Source organism: Pseudomonas sp. GW821-FHT01E05 (assembly GCF_059422425.1).
In genome coordinates, this window is record NZ_JBWKWW010000012.1 from 74210 (window position 1) to 93088 (window position 18879).

The 18879-nt window shown below is 59.8% G+C and carries 22 protein-coding genes and 1 riboswitch; of the genes, 8 read left to right on the forward strand and 14 right to left on the reverse strand.

Going from position 1 to position 18879, the window contains the following annotated elements; translation table 11 throughout:
- Positions 1–236: 236 nt before the first annotated feature.
- The 7 genes from AC07W5_RS23960 to dauA all read right to left on the reverse strand — a co-directional run bounded on the left by AC07W5_RS23960 (position 237) and on the right by dauA (position 7157).
- A complete protein-coding gene (locus AC07W5_RS23960) occupies positions 237–983 on the reverse strand; it encodes a helix-turn-helix domain-containing protein (RefSeq protein ID WP_495024456.1) in 747 nt (248 codons plus the stop codon).
- A gap of 28 nt (positions 984–1011) precedes the next feature.
- Entirely contained in the window at positions 1012–2289 is a 1278-nt protein-coding gene (locus AC07W5_RS23965) for an FAD-dependent oxidoreductase (RefSeq protein ID WP_495011192.1), read from the reverse strand.
- Positions 2286–2522, reverse strand: a complete 237-nt coding sequence (locus AC07W5_RS23970; RefSeq protein WP_495011229.1) for a (2Fe-2S)-binding protein — start codon at positions 2520–2522, stop codon at positions 2286–2288. Before AC07W5_RS23970 ends, AC07W5_RS23965 begins: the two co-directional genes overlap by 4 nt.
- A gap of 11 nt (positions 2523–2533) precedes the next feature.
- The gene (locus AC07W5_RS23975) at positions 2534–3649 is read right to left on the reverse strand and encodes an NAD(P)/FAD-dependent oxidoreductase (protein WP_495011191.1); all 1116 of its coding nucleotides are present in this window, start codon (positions 3647–3649) and stop codon (positions 2534–2536) included.
- A complete protein-coding gene (locus AC07W5_RS23980) occupies positions 3646–4581 on the reverse strand; it encodes a 4-hydroxyproline epimerase (RefSeq protein ID WP_495024457.1) in 936 nt (311 codons plus the stop codon). Before AC07W5_RS23980 ends, AC07W5_RS23975 begins: the two co-directional genes overlap by 4 nt.
- Before the next feature lie 106 nt (positions 4582–4687).
- A complete protein-coding gene (locus AC07W5_RS23985; protein ID WP_494992136.1) occupies positions 4688–5368 on the reverse strand; it encodes a GntR family transcriptional regulator in 681 nt (226 codons plus the stop codon).
- A gap of 58 nt (positions 5369–5426) precedes the next feature.
- Positions 5427–7157 carry a C4-dicarboxylic acid transporter DauA gene (dauA, locus tag AC07W5_RS23990; RefSeq protein ID WP_495011189.1) on the reverse strand — a complete coding sequence of 577 codons (1731 nt, stop codon included), beginning with the start codon at positions 7155–7157 and terminating at the stop codon, positions 5427–5429.
- A 145-nt stretch (positions 7158–7302) separates the two neighbouring features.
- Between dauA and AC07W5_RS23995 the strand changes: the two genes are divergently transcribed.
- Both AC07W5_RS23995 and AC07W5_RS24000 read left to right on the forward strand, forming a co-directional pair.
- On the forward strand, positions 7303–7797 hold the full coding sequence (locus AC07W5_RS23995; protein ID WP_495011188.1) for a hypothetical protein: 495 nt from the start codon (positions 7303–7305) through the stop codon (positions 7795–7797).
- A 63-nt stretch (positions 7798–7860) separates the two neighbouring features.
- Positions 7861–8148: a PA4642 family protein gene (locus AC07W5_RS24000; protein ID WP_494991813.1), complete on the forward strand. Its 288-nt coding sequence runs from the start codon at positions 7861–7863 to the stop codon at positions 8146–8148.
- Positions 8149–8256: 108 nt separating this feature from the next.
- Here AC07W5_RS24000 and mqo read toward each other — a convergent pair whose 3' ends face one another.
- Entirely contained in the window at positions 8257–9765 is a 1509-nt protein-coding gene (gene mqo, locus AC07W5_RS24005) for a malate dehydrogenase (quinone) (RefSeq protein ID WP_495011187.1), read from the reverse strand.
- Between the two features lie 743 nt (positions 9766–10508).
- Positions 10509–10757: a hypothetical protein gene (locus AC07W5_RS24010; RefSeq protein WP_495011228.1), complete on the reverse strand. Its 249-nt coding sequence runs from the start codon at positions 10755–10757 to the stop codon at positions 10509–10511.
- Between the two features lie 169 nt (positions 10758–10926).
- On the opposite strand from AC07W5_RS24010, the gene AC07W5_RS24015 reads away from it, so the two are divergent.
- Positions 10927–11511, forward strand: a complete 585-nt coding sequence (locus AC07W5_RS24015) for a YajG family lipoprotein (protein WP_495024458.1) — start codon at positions 10927–10929, stop codon at positions 11509–11511.
- 79 nt (positions 11512–11590) lie between these two features.
- On the opposite strand, the gene AC07W5_RS24020 is transcribed toward AC07W5_RS24015, so the two are convergent.
- Positions 11591–11797 (reverse strand): hypothetical protein, encoded by a 207-nt coding sequence (locus tag AC07W5_RS24020; RefSeq protein ID WP_494991816.1) that lies wholly within the window; start codon positions 11795–11797, stop codon positions 11591–11593.
- A gap of 194 nt (positions 11798–11991) precedes the next feature.
- Here AC07W5_RS24020 and AC07W5_RS24025 point away from each other — a divergent pair, with 194 nt between their 5' ends.
- Positions 11992–12279, forward strand: coding sequence for a hypothetical protein (locus AC07W5_RS24025; RefSeq protein WP_494991817.1), 288 nt, complete (start codon positions 11992–11994; stop codon positions 12277–12279).
- Between the two features lie 213 nt (positions 12280–12492).
- Here AC07W5_RS24025 and AC07W5_RS24030 read toward each other — a convergent pair whose 3' ends face one another.
- Positions 12493–13659: a 1-acyl-sn-glycerol-3-phosphate acyltransferase gene (locus tag AC07W5_RS24030; protein ID WP_494991818.1), complete on the reverse strand. Its 1167-nt coding sequence runs from the start codon at positions 13657–13659 to the stop codon at positions 12493–12495.
- Between the two features lie 138 nt (positions 13660–13797).
- On the opposite strand from AC07W5_RS24030, the gene AC07W5_RS24035 reads away from it, so the two are divergent.
- From AC07W5_RS24035 to AC07W5_RS24050, 4 genes are all read left to right on the forward strand, one after another.
- Positions 13798–13980: a CPXCG motif-containing cysteine-rich protein gene (locus AC07W5_RS24035; RefSeq protein WP_489072338.1), complete on the forward strand. Its 183-nt coding sequence runs from the start codon at positions 13798–13800 to the stop codon at positions 13978–13980.
- Between the two features lie 13 nt (positions 13981–13993).
- On the forward strand, positions 13994–14254 hold the full coding sequence (locus AC07W5_RS24040; RefSeq protein ID WP_494991819.1) for a putative signal transducing protein: 261 nt from the start codon (positions 13994–13996) through the stop codon (positions 14252–14254).
- Between the two features lie 36 nt (positions 14255–14290).
- A complete protein-coding gene (locus tag AC07W5_RS24045) occupies positions 14291–14911 on the forward strand; it encodes an SOS response-associated peptidase (RefSeq protein ID WP_495011186.1) in 621 nt (206 codons plus the stop codon).
- 254 nt (positions 14912–15165) lie between these two features.
- Complete coding sequence (locus tag AC07W5_RS24050) at positions 15166–15984, forward strand: M48 family metallopeptidase (protein ID WP_495011185.1); 819 nt, start codon at positions 15166–15168, stop codon at positions 15982–15984.
- A 49-nt stretch (positions 15985–16033) separates the two neighbouring features.
- On the opposite strand, the gene AC07W5_RS24055 is transcribed toward AC07W5_RS24050, so the two are convergent.
- The 3 genes from AC07W5_RS24055 to AC07W5_RS24065 form a co-directional block, all read right to left on the reverse strand.
- Positions 16034–16618: a TMEM165/GDT1 family protein gene (locus tag AC07W5_RS24055; protein WP_494991822.1), complete on the reverse strand. Its 585-nt coding sequence runs from the start codon at positions 16616–16618 to the stop codon at positions 16034–16036.
- An 88-nt stretch (positions 16619–16706) separates the two neighbouring features.
- Positions 16707–16828: riboswitch (yybP-ykoY riboswitch) on the reverse strand.
- A gap of 52 nt (positions 16829–16880) precedes the next feature.
- Positions 16881–17879 carry a methyltransferase gene (locus AC07W5_RS24060; protein WP_494991823.1) on the reverse strand — a complete coding sequence of 333 codons (999 nt, stop codon included), beginning with the start codon at positions 17877–17879 and terminating at the stop codon, positions 16881–16883.
- 30 nt (positions 17880–17909) lie between these two features.
- Positions 17910–18875 (reverse strand): 2-hydroxyacid dehydrogenase, encoded by a 966-nt coding sequence (locus AC07W5_RS24065; protein ID WP_495024459.1) that lies wholly within the window; start codon positions 18873–18875, stop codon positions 17910–17912.
- Positions 18876–18879 lie beyond the last annotated feature (4 nt).

Here is an 18879-nt window from a genome sequence, read left to right on the forward strand (position 1 = left end):
CAAATTGGTATTTAGAATTTCGTATACGATATTTGATATGCACTGCGTGTGCCAAAAACACAGCGAAAACCCGGGACTGAATCCCGGTTTGGCTACAAAGCCCGAAACAGACGGCAAGAGAGAAAGAAAGGGATTACCGGGCCCGGTCAGGCAATCGGTGAGTGGACTGGGTGATGCGGCTACTCATGTCACAAAAGGGAGCAGGTTTGATCGGGGTGCTTCGTAACGGGTAACAGTCAACGATGGCTGTCGCGGTATTGGGTCGGGGAAAGGCCGGTGAGTGCCTTGAACTGACGGCTGAAAGCGCTGTGGTCGGTGTAACCGCATCGCAGAGCAATCTCGGTGATCGGCAGGTCGCCCGACAGTAACTGTGAGGCGGCGCCCAGCCGGGCCTTGTGGATCATCTGCCGGGGCGTCAACTGGAAGATGCGTTTGCAGTGCCGCTCCAGTTGCGCCACGGAAAACCCGGTGAGGGCGGTCAGATCGCTCAGCGCGATATTTTGCGCGTAGTGCTCGCGGATATGCCCGTCGACGGCGGCGAGTTTTTGATAGGCCGGATGATTGGACTGTGGCGCCAGCAGGTCATAGGAAATCCCCGCCATACCGATGATGGTGCCTTGGGCATTGTGCAGCGCCAGCTTGTGGGTCAGGCACCAACCGGGCTCGCGGCCGGGGTATAGATGCAGTTCAAGCTGATCACTGAGTGGGCTACCGTCGTTCAGCACCCGGCGATCCTGTTCGGTGTAATGCGGGCCAAAGCGTGAGGGGAATACCTGCTCGGCCGTCTTGCCGAGCAACTCGCGGCCATCCCTGACACCGCAGCGCTGGGCCAGGGTTTGATTGATCAGCATGTAGCGCGCGGCGGTATCCTTGATGAAGAACACCACGCCGGGCATGGCGTCGAGCAGGGGCGCGATCAATTGCAGACTGCCCAGTAACTCGGGCAGATCTCGCGGGGAGGGCAACGACAGGGGGAACGTCATCAAGCAGCGGCCCTGGTGATGGAGGGCCTTACTCTACGGCGAGCGGATCCGGCTTGGGAAGCTCGGTGCTGTCGGCGAGTTGCAGCAAAGTGTCGATCCGCGTCGGAGAAAATGGCGGACGTGGCGCAGGTGTCGGCCAGTCGAACAGAAAACTCGTTGCCGCACCGCAGATCCGTCCCTGGCAGGCGCCCATGCCGCAACGGCTTTGGAGTTTGGCCTGGTTCCAGCCCGTGCAATCCTTGAGGGTGGAAAACGCTACGTCTTCACAACGACAAATCAGGGTGTCGGGTTCGGTCAGGTGCTTGAGCTCATCGCTCAAGGCGAAGGCACTGTTCAATTGATCGGCAAAAGACTGCCAGCGTTGACGCTGAGGCCAAAGGGCGCTGGCTTTTCGGGTTTCGCCGATTGCGTTCAAACCGGCGATGGTACCTTCCACCAACGCCAGTTCACTGCCGCCGAACCCGGTGCATTCACCGGCGGCAAAGTGATCGATCAGGCTGGTGGTCTGGGTGGCGTCAACGGCAATGGCCTGGTTCTTCAAGTCACATCCCAGCGCTTGAGCGAGCTGGGTGTTGGGGATCAGGCCGAAGCCGCAGGCCAATCGTTCGCAAGGGATTTCCAGCACCCGACCATTACGTTTCAGCCTGACGGCTTCAACGTGTTCGTCGCCAAGGGCGGCCAGCACATGGCTTGCGCAATGGTAATGGCGATCAAACAGCCGAGCGGCTTGCAGCAGTTTGCCTGGCCACTTCGGCAGATGCCGGGCGAACCCGGCGACGGCGCGCAATGGCGCTTGCTCGGTGATCTGCAGCACCCGGGCGCCGGCTTTTTTTGCGGTGGCGGCGCTGGCCAGTAACAGCGGACCGCTGCCGCCAATCACCAGACGTTCGCCTGCCACCGGCATCCCGCCCTTGATCAAGGCTTGCAGGCCACCGGCCCCGGTGACACCGGGCAAGGTCCAGCCGGGAAACGGCAGCAACAATTCGCGGGCGCCGGTGCAGAGAATCAGTTTCCGGTAATGAATTCGCCAGCCGTGTTCGGGGCCTTCCAGCAACAGTTGCTTAGGGCCGGCAAGCGCTACCACTCGTGTCGAGTTGAACACCTGCACATTGCTCGCTGCGGCCAGTGCCTGGCGATGGCGCCGTGCATTGACCGGTAATTGCGCTTTCAGCCCATCGCGCCAAATCTGCCCGCCGGGTGCCGGGTTGTCGTCGATGATGACAATGTGTGCGCCACTGGGGGCGGCCGCTAACGCAGCAGCCATGCCGGCCGGTCCGGCGCCGATGATCAGCAGATCAACCTTCATGCCCGGGTCTCCACGCACATACCGTTGCGGCACACTGTCTGGCAGGCGAGGCGGCGCTGGCCGTCGATCATCACCCGACACTCCTGGCATACACCCATCCCGCAAAACGGCGCGCGGCGTTGGCCGCTGACCGACGTCCGACTGTTGCCATCGCCACCGAGATAAAGCGCGGCAGCGACAGTGCTGCCTACGTCGACCGTAACCGCCCGGCCGTCGAGCCTTAGTTCAATCATGAGGGGTTCAATCATGCGCGTAGCCCTTGTGCTGTGGATAAGAACCGCCCCGGCAGATACGGTGCCGGGTCGATAGCCGCGACGCTTTTGCACAACTGCGCCGCCAGCACGTGCGCGCTGCCGGGGGCGGTGGTGACGCCCAGACCTTCATGGCCGACCGCCAGCCACAAGCCCGGCTGTTGCGGGTGTTCGCCGAGCAAGGGCAGGCCATCGGGCGTCGCTGCGCGCAGGCCGGTCCAGCTGCGGATGGCGTTCATCCCGCCCAGCTCCGGCAGATAGTCGAGGGCACGGCGCAACATACGCGCCAGCACAGCGCCTTCGACCTGCAGATCGGTGGTATCGAACTGACGGGAGGAGCCGAGGAAAATCTGTCCGGTGGGCCGCGGTTGAGCGTTGAACGCAACCGAAGTGCCCTCGCTGGCGTGGGCACTGGTGACATATCCCAGTTCCACCAGTTGATGGTGGATCTTGCCGGGATAACGGTCAGTGATCAGTAGGTGGCCCTTCTTGGGGCGGATCGGCAGTTCCGGGCAGAGGTCGGTGGCCTGAATCCCGTTGGCCAGTACCACGGCTTCGGCGCGCAGGCGTTCGCCGGTGGTCAAGCGCAGCTGATTGCCACAGACCTCGGCGACTTCTGCCGTGCGACGTGTGAGGCGTTTTGCTCCTTGTGTCAGCAACCATTGCGCCGCATTGGGTGCGTAAAGAATGCTGTCACCGCTGACTTTCAGCGCGCCACTCAAGCCCGGGCGCAACATCGGCTCGGCGTTGTACAGCGCTCGGCTATCGAGCATCCGGCAGGCGATACCTTGAGCGCTGAGGGTCTGATGCTTGATCTCGGCGGCGGCCAACTCCTGCTCATTGGCCGCCAGCCACAGGGTGCCGCAATTGCTGTAGGCGCAACCGTCGTCCAGCCGCGGCGCCCATTGGCGCCACAGGTCAATGGAGTAGCGGCTCAGGGCCAGCTCCGCCGGATTGTCATCCATCGCCACCAGATGGCCCATGCCGACCGCCGTGGCGCCGCCGCGCTGGCTGTCGAGCACCAGCACGTCGAGGCCGCGTTGTGCCAGTTCATGGGCACAGGCGCTGCCGACAATACCGGCGCCGATGACGATGACGTCGGCATTCATGGACGAATGCCCCAGGCGAACGGATCGTCCTCTTCCAGCAACAAGTGGTTCTCACCGCTCATGTGGGCGCGGCCGCGAATGGTCGGGATGATGCGCTGCTCATCGAGTCGCTCATAGCTGGCTTCGAACTGGCTGCCGATGACGCTGGCCTGGCGCCAGACTTCGCCCGGCTGTAACTTGCCGTCCGCCGCCAGGCAGGCCAGTTTGGCGCTGGTACCGGTGCCGCAGGGTGAGCGGTCGTAGGCTTTGCCGGGGCAAAGGACAAAGTTGCGGCTATCGGCCTGCGGGTCGTCGGCGAACAGCTCGATATGATCGATCTCGCCCCCGTCCTCACCCCGAATACCCTGGTTTTCCAGGGCCTCGCGGACCGCCCGACTGTAGGCGGTGAGGGCGTCGAGATTGTCACTGGCGATGCGTTGGCCATGCTCGGCGATCAGGAAGAACCAGTTGCCGCCCCAGGCGATGTCACCACTGACCGCGCCATAGCCCGGCAGGCTCAGCTTCACGGCTTTGCGATAACGGTAGGCCGGAACATTGCGCACGCTGACCGAGCGGTCCTCGTGCAAGGTCGCCTCGACCGTGCCGACCGGGGTTTCGATCCGGTGCATTCCGGGCTCAATGCGTTTGAGATACGCCAGTGACGCCACCAGGCCGATGGTGCCGTGGCCACACATGCCGAGGTAACCGCTGTTGTTGAAAAAGATCACCCCGGCGCAGGCGCTCGGGTCCTGGGGCTCGCAGAGCAGGGCGCCGACCAGCACGTCACTGCCACGCGGCTCCAGTACCGTAGCAGCGCGCCAGTCATCGTATCGCTCAGCCAGGCGTTGTTTGCGTTCGGCCATGGAGCCGTTGCCGAGTTCCGGGAAACCGGCGATCACCAGGCGGGTCGGTTCACCGCCGGTGTGGGAGTCGAGGACATGGATGCGTTTCACGAGAGGCGCCACCTTGCACAGGAAATGTCTGTGCAAGACTGGCCTTTGAGGCGGCTTGCGGCTTGAGGGATTTACTCGGTGAGGATGACGAAATCAGCACAGTGAGTCAGGTCCGCGCAGGTGCATTCGGCAGATGTTCATAGAGCGTGCGGCAGACGCCGATGATGTGTTGTTCGATCAGTTCGGCAGCCTTGTCGGCGTCGCCGGCACGGCAGGCCGCGAGAATGTCGCGGTGCTCATGGTCGGCGCGCTCCTTGCCTTCGGAGAGACTCATCTGCATACGCAGGTAGCGCTCGACCTTGTCGTGAATCGAACGAATCAGGTTGATCAGAAAGGGTCGTTGCGCGGGTTCGTACAAACAGGCATGCAAGGCCCAGTTCAATTCGGCCCAGCGACCGATGTTATTTTCATCGATGAACTCGGCACAGATGCTTTCGGCGCGGGCGAAAGTGGCTTCGGTCATGTTCGGTACGGCCAGGCGAATAGCCTGGACCTCCAGCAGCACCCGGACTTCAAAGATCTGCGCCAGCTCAGGCTCGGAAATCTTCGTCACCACCGCACCCTTGTTGCGCTGGAACTGCACCAGGCCTTCAGCCTCAAGGCGTTTGAGCGCTTCGCGCACGGGAATTTTGCTGACGTTGAACAGGCGCGCGATATCGTCCTGCCGGATCGGCTCGTCTTCGGCGAAGTGCCCGCCGATGATCGCTTCACGTAAGTGTTTGGCGATGACTTCCGAGGCGGAAGGCGCAATGCCAAGGTTGGGCGCATTGAAGCTCGGTAAAGGCAATTGAGTGAGTCCCGGCAGGCGTGGACGAATATTGTATACGAACACCGCAGGGCTCGACTCAGCGAATCAGTGCATCCTGCGCCAGCCATTGCTCGCTTTTACGCCTGGCTTGTTCAAGGGTTTGCACATAGACCAACTGACGTTGCTCTCGGTGAATCCCGGCACGGCGCAGCTTCAGACGGACACGTGGGTGGGTTGCCACCAGAATCAGGCCGATGCCATCGGCGCGGTAATCCTTGAGAATAGTGTCGAAGACTGACAGTGCGGTCATGTCCAGCATGGGGACAGCGCTCATTTCGACGATCACGACTTTGACTTCCGGGCTGAATTTGCGCAGTACGCTGAAGGCCTTTTCGGCGGCGCCAAAGAACAGCGGGCCACGTATTGCATAGCAGCGAACGTGCTCGGGCAAGTTGAGCAGTGCCTGATGGAAGTCTCGGGGAAGTTCGGCGGTATCGGTCAGCTCGCTCATGCGCTTGATGAACAGCCCTGCCGCCAGCAGCAGGCCAACAGCCACGGCCAGCACCATATCGAACATTACCGTCAGGCTCAGGCAAGTCAGCAGTACCAGCACGTCGCTGCGCGGTGCGATGCGCAGCGTATGAATGACGTGCCTGGCTTCGCTCATGTTCCACGCTACCATCATCAACAGTGCCGCCAATGCTGCCATCGGCAGATAACTGAACAAGGGCGCGAACACCAGAATCGCGGCCAATACAACGCCGCTGTGAATGATGGCGGCAAGGGGTGAAAAGGCTCCGGCGCGCACATTGGTCGCCGTACGGGCAATAGCGGCGGTGGCGGTAATACCGCCGAACAGCGGTGCAATCAAATTGCCCAGGCCCTGGCCAAGCAGTTCGGCATTGGGGTCGTGTTTACTGCCGGTCATACCATCTGCCACAACGGCGCAGAGCAACGACTCAATTGCACCGAGCATGGCGATGGCAAACGCCGGGGCCATCAGTTGGCGGATCAAATCATAGGACAGCGGCAGCGACTGGCCATCGGCCCCAGGCAAGTTCCAGGGCCAGTCAAAATCTGGCAGGAACGGCGGAATGCCAGCATGGTTGACGCCGTCGATCAGATAACTGAAGCGTTCGCCAAGGGTGGCCACTGGCAGGCCATTTTTTTCCAGCAACACGCCCAGCAATGCGCCGACGGCCAGGGCAACCAGATGCCCGGGGATCTTTGGGACTACCCGTGGCCAGGCAATCAGAATGGCCAGGCAAGTGACGCCAGTCAGCCCGTCTCCAAGGTGCGCGCTGGGTAATGCCGCAAGCAGCGCACCAAGCTGTTCTACGTAGTGTTGCGGGTGGCTGGAGAGGCTAAGCCCCAGAAAGTCTTTCAATTGCAATGTGGCAATGACAATACCGATCCCTGCGGTGAACCCCAGTGTGACCGGATAGGGGATGTACTGAATCAGGTGTCCGGCGCGAATAAGGCCGAGGGTGATCAGAATTACGCCGGCTAGCATTGTGCAAAGCAACAAGCCGCCAAGCCCGTATTGTTGGGTGATGGGCAGCAGTATCACCACGAAAGCCGCTGTCGGGCCGCAAACGTTGAAGCGGGAACCACCGGTCAGCGCAATCAGCGGCGCCGCAACAAGCACCGTATACAAACCTTGCTGAGGTGCCACGCCGACGGCAATCGCTAACGCCATGGCCAGCGGAATGGCGATGATACCTACCGTCACCCCTGCGCTGAGGTCTCCGCGCAGGGCTTTGAAGGAGTAATTTGCGCGCCAGGTTTGGCGCCAGGCTGCAAATAACGGTGGAAAGGAGAACGCCATAGGTGCTCCGCGAGAAATGGGCTTCACCGCCAGTCGGTTGCTTGCAGTGTATGCGCGGATCGTCAAGTCAGCGTATTGATCCAGGTCGGTGGCGGGTGTGATCAGGCCTCGTGTAGAGTGTCTGGCCCCGTGTTCGGAACCTTATATGAGCCTTTTGATTCGCAAGGTGGTCACTTGTGTGCTGCTACTTGGCCTGCCACTGGCAGCTGCTCAGGTGTTGAGTGCGCCGATGCACGCGCAGTTCCTGCCGCCAGACGATCTGACCCTGCGTGACGCTCAGCCTGAGCAACAGCAACTGCTGCAAGTTACCGATTACTCGGTGGTGGTCGGCAGTCAGCGCCAGTCCAGTCAGCAGCCGATTCCGGTGACGTCACCGTTATTGATCCGCTTGAAGGGCAAACCGCTGAACAAGGGCGCGGCTATCAATCAGGTTCTGGTCAATTTCGATGGCGAAAGCAAAAGCCTGAAAAAGCCGGTATTCGACGACAAGACCAAGACCCTTACCCTGTATTACCCGCTGGTCCAATACCGCGCAGTGCTCGATCTGCTGCGCAACGACACGGTCTATTGCCAGTTCCTGAGCTATGCCAACGGGCATGTCTGGGCTGACTTGCACACCGGGGCCGTACGCGCGCGTTGAGCGCGAGGGCTGGCGAGGGGTAAACTGCCCGCCCCGTGAAAAGTCCGCGAGCTGGAGTCGGCAATGCGTAAAGATAAGAAACAGGTGATTGGTGACGAGATCGGCGATGCGCAGATCAAATTGTTCCTCGATTTTGAACCGGTCGACGCGACTTCACCGTCCTTGCACAAACTGATCAAGGCCTACCGTGGCCTGCGTATCGACGATTTCGAGCGCTTCCTGGTGTTCTTCATCGAAGCCGGTTTTGATCTGGATGGCAAAGACGAGCACGGCAAGGATTTCGTCGCGCTGATCCAGGATCAGCGTAACGCCGCCGACTACATCGAACTGATCCAGAAAGCTCGCGTGTAGGAGCCAGGCTTGCTCGCGAAGCAGGCGGCTCGACACTTCGGTATTGCCGGTGACAAAAAAACGCCCCGTTCTTGAAGAAGAGCGGGGCGTTTTTTGTGGGCGAAGACTTTAAGCGTAGCTTTCGGTCTCGCTGCTTTGTTCAACCAGTTCCAGGCTGAGGTTGTTCTGCGCGTTGATCTTGCGATACAGCGCAGCGTCGGTTTCCAGTACCTTTTCACGGGCCGGGAAGATTTCCTTGAGCTTGGCTGCCCATTCGCCTTTGGTCTTGCTCGGGAAGCAACGTTCGATCAGCTCAAGCATGATCGAAACGGTGACCGACGCACCAGGTGAGGCACCGAGCAGAGCGGCCAGTGAGCCGTCCTTGGCTGCGACCAGTTCGGTACCGAACTGCAGAACGCCGCCTTTCTTCGGGTCTTTCTTGATGATCTGCACGCGCTGACCGGCCACTTCCAGGCGCCAGTCTTCAGCCTTGGCTTCGGGGTAGAAGCGACGCAGCGAATCCAGACGTTGTTCCATCGACTGCATCACTTCGCTGACCAGATACCTGGTCAGGTCCATGTTGCTTTTGGCCACAGCCAGCATCGGGCCGATGTTGCCGACGCGAACCGACATCGGCAGGTCCATGAACGAACCGTGCTTGAGGAACTTGGTGGTGAACCCGGCGTAAGGTCCGAACAGCAGGGACTTATTGCCATCCACTACGCGGGTATCCAGGTGCGGCACGGACATCGGTGGCGAACCTACCGCTGCCTGGCTGTAGACCTTGGCCTGGTGATGTTTGACCACTTCCGGGTTGTCGCAACGCAGCCATTGGCCACTGATCGGGAAACCGCCGAAACCTTTGCTTTCTTCGATGCCCGAAGCCTGCAACAACGGCAATGCCGCGCCGCCAGCACCGAGGAAGACGAATTTGGCGTCGACATCACGGGAGTTGCCAGTATTCACGTCCTTGATGCTGACGGTCCAGCCGCCGTTGTTACGCTTGAGGCCGGTGACACGCTTGCAGTACTTGACCTGGGCATCGGCTGCGCTGGTCAGGTGCTTGAGCAATTGGTTGGTCAGGGCGCCGAAGTTGACGTCGGTGCCGTTCATCACGCGGGTTGCGGCAACGACTTCGTCAGCCGGACGACCAGGCATCATCAATGGCATCCACTCAGCCATTTTCGCCTTGTCTTCGGTGTATTCCATGTCCGCGAAAGCGTGATGCTTGTGCATCTTTTCGAAGCGTTTTTTCAGGAACGAAACGCCACTGTCACCCTGCACGAAGCTCAGGTGCGGCACCGGGCTGATGAAGGTTTTTGACGAGCCGAACGTGCTTTTACTGGTCAGATAAGACCAAAATTGCTTCGACACCTCGAACTGGGTGTTGATATGCACGGCTTTTTTGACATCGACGGTGCCGTCGGCGGCCTGAGGCGTGTAGTTCAGCTCACACAGCCCGGCGTGGCCGGTACCGGCGTTGTTCCACGGGTTGGAACTCTCCGCTGCACCCGAATCCATCAACTCGACGACTTCCAGCTTGATCGCGGGGTCGAGTTCTTTGAGCAGTACGGCGAGGGTGGCACTCATGATGCCCGCCCCAACCAATACTACGTCGACTGCTTCGTTATGCGCCATTAACGCGTCTCCAAAATCTGCAGCACCAAATTGACGGCATAGCTGCCAGGAGTTACGGGGCATGCTTCAAATTGAGCCCCAGGTCACCCATGGCCAGGATCGCCATGTCCGAATCTTCGCAATTTTTCGCAACTTCGACGGACGCTACCAACCGGGCCTGAGGTTCATATGAACTCACTTCAGTGCGCCGGAGGCAATTCGACTTATGGTCAAGGCGTCCGTTTGTGCAACCAAATCCGTAGCGGACAGGCTTCAGTCTCCAGTTCTAGAGGAGTGCTCGGTCCTGTGTGGTTGGGCTGTTGTAGACGCTAATAGTGCATTTTCAGACGCAAAGCTTTTCATTTGCTCGCCACACTCTTGTGAAGTTGTGAAAACCCGTTTTTTCACGCTCTTTTGAAGACGTGAACCTCAAAAAAGGGCTGCCTCAGCCTGGCACCGAGCCCGAGGAGTAAATGCCGACATGCAATACATGACAGGCAAAACGGGCAAACAACTCAGTGACCGAGCGCAATGGCAGCTCTGGCAGATTCGCGAAAAGTGGTGGATTGCAGGGTAAACAGCAAGCGCCGCCAGCTTCACTCGATCTGTGTGGGCGGCTCTCTGTGGGCGGTGCGGGGAGCTAATGCAAGTGCATTAGCGATGCTGCGAGGCCCGATCAGGAGACGTCCTTATAATCGGGGGGAGATTGTAGCGAAGAAACGTGGAGAAATGGTCCTGTTAAATGACTTTTATTAGCCGTTCGGTCAGGTGGTCAACACCTGTTGTAGCCGTGAGCGAGGAGTGCGCGGGCTGATACAGGCGCTGGCGGGTAGTGGTTGATGCAGCCAGTTGAGGCGAATTTCTTCGATTTCAACCCAATCATCACCCATTGGCGGCAGGCTGCAGTGCTTGAAAGTCTGGCAGCACCCATCGCAGTCGAGCAGAGCGAAATAGCGGTATTGGCGTCTTGGGGTGAACAGTGACCAAAGGAATTGCTTGGCAACGTACCTGATGTCTTACTGCTTTGAAGCTTGCCAGTCTTGCATGACGTTGATGTTACGGGGGGGGCCGCCAGGCATAACTTTGCAGATCTCTTCAGCAAGTGTTCAGGGTCGCTGGTTTGCTACGCGTGCCCACCGCTATACTGCGGGTCTGTGTGTGCCTGATTCTGGAGAGATGAGCATGTTGCAACGCCTGTTGTTCGGTTTGATCACTGTGACCAGTTTGACGCTGGTTGGCTGCGCCAACAGCCCGCAACAACTCAGCCCGCAACCGAAACTCACGACCCAGCTCGCACCTGTGGGTCAGGGGCAGCCGGTGGTGGTGAAAGTGGTTGACGGTCGTGCGTCGCAAACCCTGGGGACACGCGGCGGTCTGTACCCTGAAACCAGCGCCATCACCGTTGCCAGCGCCGACATCGTGCCTAAACTGCAAGCCCAGGCCGAAGCCGCCGTGCGTCTGCTGGGGTTCACCCCGAACCCGAACGCCCTGAATGCTCCGCAGTTGACCGTGACCCTGACCGAACTCAAGTATCAGTCGCCTAAAGAAGGCATGTATGTAACCGAAGCGACTATCGGTGCGATCTTCCGCTCTGATGTGTCGAACGCCAACCGTCGCTACAGCGGCCGTTATGGTTCATCTCTGGACCAGCGTTTCGGTATGGCTCCGAACCAGGAAACCAACACCAAGCTGGTCAGTGACGTCCTGAGCGATGCCCTGACTCGAGTGTTCAAGGACCCGACCGTCGGCCAGATGCTGAGCCAGTAAAGCTCATCCAGGCGATATGCCCGCTACGAAAAAGCCCGGTTTCATCACTGAAACCGGGCTTTTTCATGGCTGTATGAATTCAGGCTGCTTCGACATAAAAGTCGAGAATGCTCACGCCGGTCAGCAGGTCGGTTTCCGGCAGGTCGGCATGCTGATGGCCGCCCAGGGCGCAATACACCAGCCAATGGCGGTCCTGGACGTTGAAGGCCAGGCTGCCGACCAGCGCTTGTTGCTCATCGCTGGGGGAGATCAAATAAAGGCGATCCTGGTTTTCTGCGTGCAGCATGACAAGCTCCGTGTCGGTATCGAGGGGCAACAGACTGGCTTGTTTAGATGACGAACCTGTGACGACATAAGTTAATCAGGCAATGGTTTGTTATTTGTCGGAAAAGGGCGGGCATGTGTCAGGGCTTCCGGTAGAATCCGCGCCGCGGGTGCTTGTTCGACGGCCCCTAAGGCATGTTTTACTCGAGGTTCATGATGTCGCTGCAACTGATTTGGTCCATGTTCAATGCCCACCCCGCCAAACTGATCAATGTCCTTGCCCTGCTGTTTGCCTGCCCAGGCGCCTGGCTGCTGCATGCGACCCGTCGCCGTGAACAGCGCACGCTGGCCAGTCTGGAAGCGCAAAGCCAGAACCGCAGGCTCGACCAACCGGTGTTGCTGCCAGACGTTGCAACCTTGCGCATGAACCGTTTTTTCTACCGCTTCGGCTTCGCCTGCCTGGCGTTGGCGCTGCTGGTATCGTGGGTCAGCACCCGGATCTAAGGGCCGGCTGAACCCTGTAGCAGTTGCCGAAGGCTACGTTCGGCTGCGCAGCAGTCGTGAAACCAGCAAACTCATTCTTCCTGATCAGGCGCGCTTTGCCATATTGCGACTGCTGCGCAGTCGAACGTAGCCTGGCGGCAACTGCTACGTGGCCGCCCGCTCCAGAAAAAACAACGGCGCCCGAGGGCGCCGTTGTCGTATTCAGCAAAAGCCTTACAGCAGCAAACCCGCCTTGACCCGATACTGATTGCGTACCGGCGTTGCGTATTGCAGCACCAGAAACGGACGGTGCTCCGCCGGGCAGGCGTCCAGGCGGCGTTGCCATTCCTCCTGGGCCACGGCCAACTCCTCGGCCGGGAACACATCGGCTGCGGCCGGCACCTGCAATTGCGGGTCGGCGTCGCTCCATTGCGCATAAGCGAGGTAGTGAACCGGGAACAAGCGATAGCCGCCGAGAATCTGCCGGTCCATTTCGATCGCCAGTTGCTTGGTGTCTTCGAAGAGCTCGGTGATCGGTGCGGCAAAATTCACATGCACGCGACCTTTGTAGCCGGTGATACCTTTGGCGATGCTGGCATCGTCCTCGCCCGGCACCTTGCTGTAAGAACCAGTGGTGGTGCGGATGTACAGTTCGCGGGCCTTGGCCTGGTCGCACGGGTCGTATTCGTAGCTGATCGACACAGGGGTCAGGTTCAGCGAACGGATGACCTCGGCGAACGGCTCGTCCTTGCGGCTCATGTGAAACATTTTGAGGATCGCCGACTCGGTGCGGTCATCCCCGTCCTTGGCGCGGCCTTCGGCCTGGGCGATCCAGATCGATTGGCAATCGTTGAGGATCGAATGGTTGATGTAGGCCGAAAGTAGCTGGTAGGCGGCCATCTTCTCGCGTCGGCCGTTGATCGAACGGTGCACGATAAAACTCTTGTTCAGGCGCATCAGGTCGCTGACAAAGGGCTTTTGCAGCAGGTTATCGCCAATGGCGATGCGCGGTGTCGGCAGGCCGGCGTGGTAGATCGCGTAGTTGACGAAAGCCGGGTCCATGACGATGTCCCGGTGGTTGGCCAGGAACAGGTAAGCACTGCCGGACTTGAACTGCTCGACGCCAGTGTAGGTCACACCGTCGGTCGCACGCTCGATCGTGTGGTCGACATAAAACTCGACCTTGTCCTGCAAGGTGGCCACCGAAGTGATCCCGGCGAACTCACGGCGCAGCTGATGAGCTATAAGTGGTTTGAGCAACCAGCCGAGCAAGCCGGCAAAGCGCGGGAAGCGAAAGTGGGTGAGGATATCTAGAAGCGCCTTGTCACCGAGCAGTCGTGCCAGCACCGCTGGGACTTCGCTGTCGTCGTAAGGTCGGATGGTATCGAATTCGCCCATCATGCTCTCTTGTTGGAAACGGCTAGGGTAAGTAAAGGAATTGATCGAAACTGGCGGGGCACGGTTTGAAAATCAAGCTCTAACAAAAATGGCCCTGCAAATAGACCGGCGATTATACGCACAAGTCACTTGGAGACCGCGATGCTGGAAACTGCGCACTACGACTGCCCTTATTGCGGTGAAACGGTTGAGGCGGTTCTCGATCTTTCCGGGGGCGATCAGCAGTACATTGAGGATTGTCCGGTGTGCTGCCGGCCGATTGTTTTCACGCTGCAAACCGACGGTCAGGAATGGATGCTCGACGTTCACACTGAGAACGAGTGAAGGGTGAGCCTGTATGCAGCGAGTCTACGAACCGGAAAACCTGATGGAGGGCGAGTTGCTTCAGGGCATGCTGGCCAGCGAAGGCGTGGAATCCCATCTGGTGGGGCGGGATCTGCTGGGCGGTGCCGGTGAGCTGCCGGTGTTCGGTCTGCTGGGGTTGTCGGTGGATAACGATCAGGCGCAATACGCACGAGAACTGATCGCCGCGTACAATGCCGCACAGCCGCTGTCGGGCGATGAGCCGGAAAGCTTCCCTGGCGTTCTGGTCTGTTAGGCTGACGTTTGTTTTGTCCTGGAGTCGTGTTGCCCCATGTGTGGACGTTATGCCCTGTTTCGCTGGAACCCCGCTTTCGCGGCCTTGCCAGGATTCCCTGCGGATCAGCAGGCGCAATGGAATATTTCGCCCAACGATTCGGTGCTGATCCTGCGTGCGACCGACGGTCAGCGTGATCTGGCCCGCGCCCGTTGGGGCCTGACACCGCCGTGGTTAACCGATATGTCGCGTACTCCGGCCCATGCTCGAGCCGAAACCCTGGCCGAGCAGCCGATGTTTCGCGAAGCGTTTCGTTTACGCCGCTGCCTGTTGCCGGCCAATGGTTTCTACGAGTGGCGCGGGACCAGCCGCAAGCGCCCGTACTGGCTGACACCGGGGGAGGGCTCGGCACTGTACTTCGCGGCTATCTGGGAGGCTTATCCGGTGCAGGAGCAGGTCTGGTTGAGCACTGCGGTGGTCACTCAGGCCGCTTCGAGTCAGCGCCGCCCGCTGATTCTCGATGCCGCGGGCCAGGAAGCCTGGCTGAACCCCGAAACGCCACTGCACACCTTGCAGGCTTTATTAGCCAGCGAGCCGGCGCCTTTGCGCGAGCGGGTGCTGGCCAACCTGGTGAATGATCCGAAGCTCAATGCACCGGAGTGTTTGACGCCGGGTTGATTCAGCTTCAGACCGTGGTGCATTGATCGTTCCCACGCTCCGCGTGGGAATGCCGCCATGGACGCTCTGCGTCCGCTTCTGACGCTGTGACGCAGAGCGTCACGGGATGCATTCCCACGCAGAGCGTGGGAACGATCAGAAGCACGAGTGGGAGCAGAGATGTATCTGAAATGTACGTGTTACACGTCCGTTGTATCTGGCGCCGATACATTTCACCGCCTAGGATACGCGCCATGTTTTCAGGGAGCGTATTGATGAATAAGTCATTGGTTTTGTGTGCGCTGAGCGCGGCTCTGCTGCTCAGCGGTTGCGAGTCTGTCAACACCACCAACGGCGGCGCGGTGGGCGTTGAGCGCAAGCAGTACATGTTCAGCATGCTGTCGACCGACGAGGTCAACCAGATGTATGCGCAGTCCTACCAGAAGACGGTGGGGGAGGCGACCACGAAGGGAGTGCTGGACAAGACCAGTACCGAGGCCAAACGAGTCCGGGCTATTGCCGATCGACTGATCGCCCAGGCGCCGGTTTTTCGTCCGGATTCGGCCCAGTGGCAGTGGGAAGTCAACCTGATCAGGAGTGACGAACTCAACGCCAACTGTGGTCCTGGCGGCAAGATCATTTTCTACAGCGGGCTGATCGACAGCCTGAAACTCACCGACGATGAAATCGCTGCGGTCATGGGCCATGAAATTGCCCACGCTCTGCGCGAGCATGGCCGTGAGGCGATGTCCAAGGCCTATGGCATTGAAATGGCGAAGCAGGGTGCCGGGGCGCTACTCGGTCTGGGACAGGACAGCCTGGCCCTGGCGGACACCGTGGCCAATTACGGCATGACCTTGCCCAACAGCCGCAACAATGAAAACGAAGCGGATCTGATTGGCCTGGAACTGGCCGCCCGCGCCGGTTTTGACCCGAATGCAGCGATCACTCTGTGGAATAAAATGAGCAAGGCGTCGGAAGGTTCGCCGCCTGAATTCATGAGTACCCACCCGTCTTCCAGCAGCCGGATGGCTTCGTTGCAAGCGGCGATTCCGAAGGTCATGCCGCTTTACCTGAAGGCCAGGAAGCCCTGAGTCAATGATCGTTCCCACGCTCCCGCGTGGGAACGATCGGTGTATGTAATCAGACCCACCCGCTCATCTGCATCGCCTTGTACACCGCGACAACGGCAAGGATGAAGAACGCGGTGGCCGCCAGGCGACGGATCAGGGTCAGGGGCAGTTTGTCTGCCGCGAAGTTACCCGCCAGCACCACCGGTACGTTGGCAATCAACATGCCGAGGGTGGTGCCGATGATCACCAGCCACAGTTCAGGGTATTGAGCGGCGAGCATCACCGTGGCGATTTGGGTTTTGTCGCCGATTTCTGCGAGGAAGAACGCAATCAGCGTCGTCAGGAATGGCCCGAATTTGCGGGCAGTGCTGGCTTCGTCGTCATCCATTTTGTCTGGCACCAGGGTCCACAGCGCCGTTGCGGTAAAGCTCGCGGCGAGGATCCAGTGCAGGGTGGCGTCCGAGAAGAAGCTCCCGAACCAGGCGCCGACCGCACCGGCTGCGGCATGGTTGGCCAGGGTCGCCGCAACGATACCGGCGATGATTGGCCAGGGTTTGCGGAAGCGCGCGGCGAGAATCAGGGCAAGCAGCTGCGTCTTGTCGCCGATTTCGGCCAAGGCAACGATTGCGGTAGGAACGAGTAGAGAATCCAGCATCGGGTATTTCCTAAGGGGCGGGTCGACACGGCTATGACACGTACAGCCTTCCCGCCCCGGGTAAGGTGTTCGTGTCATAGGTCTTGTCAAACCCTGCGGTCCGTCTGTGCGGACTCTGGGTCGCATACGCCATGGTCTGAGGACCAAGTATGTTGACGTATGCCGGACGAGCATGGCGCTCGTGGGAGACTACTCCCCTAGGACGGAGCGAATTCTGCCTAGGCAAAATCCATTCGGCAAGCCTTCTTTTCTAAAAGAGGTTTCAGCCGCGCTTGGCCCGATAGATGCGAAAGCCTTGTCCTTCGGCCTTGATCGAACACTGCCCCAGATGCTCTTCTATCAGTGGTTGATAGCGCAGGAAGCTGTTGGCAACAAGGCGCAGTTCGCCACCTGTTTTCAGATGTTTTACCGCTTTTCGCAGCAGGTTTTCCGTTGCGTGATAATCGGTATGAACCCCGACATGGAACGGCGGATTGCTCAAGATCGCACTTAGACCCATGGGTGCTGCGTCGATTCCATCGCCGGTCAGAACCTCGGCTTCCAGGCCATTGGCGGCCAGAGTCAGACGACTGCTGGCGGCTGCAAATGCATCGACGTCCAAAAGCGTGACGGTGTTGTGCGGATACCGACGTTTGACTGCGGCACCCAACACGCCCGCGCCGCAGCCGAAGTCCAGCAAATGGCCGCTGGGCAGTTTGTCCAGATGCTCAAGCAGCAAGGCGCTGCCGCGATCCAGGCGACCGTGGCTGAATACACCGGGCAGGCTGATGACTTTTAGCGGTCCTTCGGCCAGCGGCAGTTCGTACTCTTGCGCAAGGCTTTCCAGCGTCACGGCTTGCGGCGCATTGGCCACGGTGACCTGCCAGAGCTGGCAATGCCGTGCGCTGTCGAGTTTGCGAGGTTTGCCGAAGGGGTTCAGTTGCTTGGCTGCGCCTTCGATACCGCTGCGCTTTTCACCGACCAGGTACAACTCGCGGCCGGCCAGGCGCGAGGCCAGGGCATTGAGCACGTAGTCGGTCAGGTCTTTGGATTTGGGCAGGAACACCACCGCTGTCTCGAACGGTTGTTGCGGCGCGTTCACACCAAAATGGCTGCGCTCGGCAAAGCGTGCGCCCAGCGCCGCCTGATCACCGGCATGCCAGCACCAGCCATGGGCGTTGGGCAATTTGCCCAGCAAATCATCGGCGGGTAAACCGGCCAGCAGCAGCGAGCCCTGGAATAACTCAGCCTGACGAAGCAGTACTTCACTGCGCGGATCCATGGTCTGCTCCTGAAAAAGTGGCGCAGTTTATCAATTGACGACCCGCAGCGCTGTACCGTTGAAAAACGCCTGGGCGTTTTCCGTCAACTGACCGACGATCCGCTGCCGTGCCTCGCGACTGCCCCAGGCGTTGTGCGGGGTAACTATCAGGCGTGGAATGTCGTTGCTCAGCAAGGGATTGCCGGCAGTCGGCGGCTCGACGCTCAGCACGTCGGTGGCCGCGCCGCCGAGGTGACCGCTGCGCAAGGCGTCGGCCAGAGCCTGTTCGTCGATCAAGCCGCCGCGAGCGGTGTTGACGATGAAGGCGCCGGGTTTAAGCAACGCCAGCTCGCGGGAGCTGATGAAGTTGCGCGTGTGTTCATTGAGCGGGCAGTGCAGGGTCAGCGCGTCGACTTGCGGCAACAGCTCCTCCAGCGGTAAACGATCGGCGCGGGCAGGGCGTCCGGGTAGTTGGCCGAGCAGTACGCGCATGCCGAAGGCTTCGGCCAGCCGCGCGACGGCGCCGCCCAGTTCGCCATGGCCCAACAGGCCGAGGGTCTTGCCTTCCAGCTCGACAATGGGAAAGTCCAGCAGGCAAAACTGCCTGGCCTGTTGCCAGCGGCCTTCGCCGACCGCTTTCTGATAGTCGCTCAGGCGCGTGGCCAGGGCCAGTAGCAGCATGATCGTGTGCTGGGCAACTGACGGTGTGCCGTAACCCTGGCAATTGCTGACGGTGATGCCGTGGGCGCGAGCGGCGGCGAGGTCGACGTTATTGGTGCCGGTGGCGGCAATCAGGATCAGCTTCAGTTCGGGGCAGGCGGCTAACGTTTCGGCGTTGAGCATGATCTTGTTGCTGATGGCGACATTGGCACCTTGCAGGCGTTCGATCACTTGATCCGGCGTGGTTTGTGAGCACAGCTGCAGATCGCTGAAACTGTTTCGCAGCGCACTGAGGTCAAGGTCGCCCAGGTCCAGGGAAGTGTGGTCAAGGAACACGGCGCGGCGATTGTTACTCATCAAC

Bases quoted from the DNA above. Each gene is read 5' to 3' on its own strand.
- AC07W5_RS24015 (WP_495024458.1), top strand. From the start codon at position 10,927: ATGTTGCAACGCCTGTTGTTCGGTTTGATCACTGTGACCAGTTTGACG.
- AC07W5_RS24035 (WP_489072338.1), top strand. From the start codon at position 13,798: ATGCTGGAAACTGCGCACTACGACTGCCCTTATTGCGGTGAAACGGTT.
- AC07W5_RS24030 (WP_494991818.1), bottom strand. From the start codon at position 13,659: ATGATGGGCGAATTCGATACCATCCGACCTTACGACGACAGCGAAGTC.
- AC07W5_RS23960 (WP_495024456.1), bottom strand. From the start codon at position 983: ATGACGTTCCCCCTGTCGTTGCCCTCCCCGCGAGATCTGCCCGAGTTA.
- AC07W5_RS24065 (WP_495024459.1), bottom strand. From the start codon at position 18,875: ATGAGTAACAATCGCCGCGCCGTGTTCCTTGACCACACTTCCCTGGAC.
- AC07W5_RS24000 (WP_494991813.1), top strand. From the start codon at position 7,861: ATGCGTAAAGATAAGAAACAGGTGATTGGTGACGAGATCGGCGATGCG.
- AC07W5_RS24045 (WP_495011186.1), top strand. From the start codon at position 14,291: ATGTGTGGACGTTATGCCCTGTTTCGCTGGAACCCCGCTTTCGCGGCC.
- AC07W5_RS23970 (WP_495011229.1), bottom strand. From the start codon at position 2,522: ATGATTGAACTAAGGCTCGACGGCCGGGCGGTTACGGTCGACGTAGGC.
- AC07W5_RS24060 (WP_494991823.1), bottom strand. From the start codon at position 17,879: ATGGATCCGCGCAGTGAAGTACTGCTTCGTCAGGCTGAGTTATTCCAG.
- AC07W5_RS24050 (WP_495011185.1), top strand. From the start codon at position 15,166: ATGAATAAGTCATTGGTTTTGTGTGCGCTGAGCGCGGCTCTGCTGCTC.
- AC07W5_RS23995 (WP_495011188.1), top strand. From the start codon at position 7,303: ATGAGCCTTTTGATTCGCAAGGTGGTCACTTGTGTGCTGCTACTTGGC.
- AC07W5_RS24020 (WP_494991816.1), bottom strand. From the start codon at position 11,797: ATGCTGCACGCAGAAAACCAGGATCGCCTTTATTTGATCTCCCCCAGC.
- AC07W5_RS23965 (WP_495011192.1), bottom strand. From the start codon at position 2,289: ATGAAGGTTGATCTGCTGATCATCGGCGCCGGACCGGCCGGCATGGCT.
- dauA (WP_495011189.1), bottom strand. From the start codon at position 7,157: ATGGCGTTCTCCTTTCCACCGTTATTTGCAGCCTGGCGCCAAACCTGG.
- mqo (WP_495011187.1), bottom strand. From the start codon at position 9,765: ATGGCGCATAACGAAGCAGTCGACGTAGTATTGGTTGGGGCGGGCATC.
- AC07W5_RS24040 (WP_494991819.1), top strand. From the start codon at position 13,994: ATGCAGCGAGTCTACGAACCGGAAAACCTGATGGAGGGCGAGTTGCTT.
- AC07W5_RS24025 (WP_494991817.1), top strand. From the start codon at position 11,992: ATGTCGCTGCAACTGATTTGGTCCATGTTCAATGCCCACCCCGCCAAA.
- AC07W5_RS24055 (WP_494991822.1), bottom strand. From the start codon at position 16,618: ATGCTGGATTCTCTACTCGTTCCTACCGCAATCGTTGCCTTGGCCGAA.
- AC07W5_RS23975 (WP_495011191.1), bottom strand. From the start codon at position 3,649: ATGAATGCCGACGTCATCGTCATCGGCGCCGGTATTGTCGGCAGCGCC.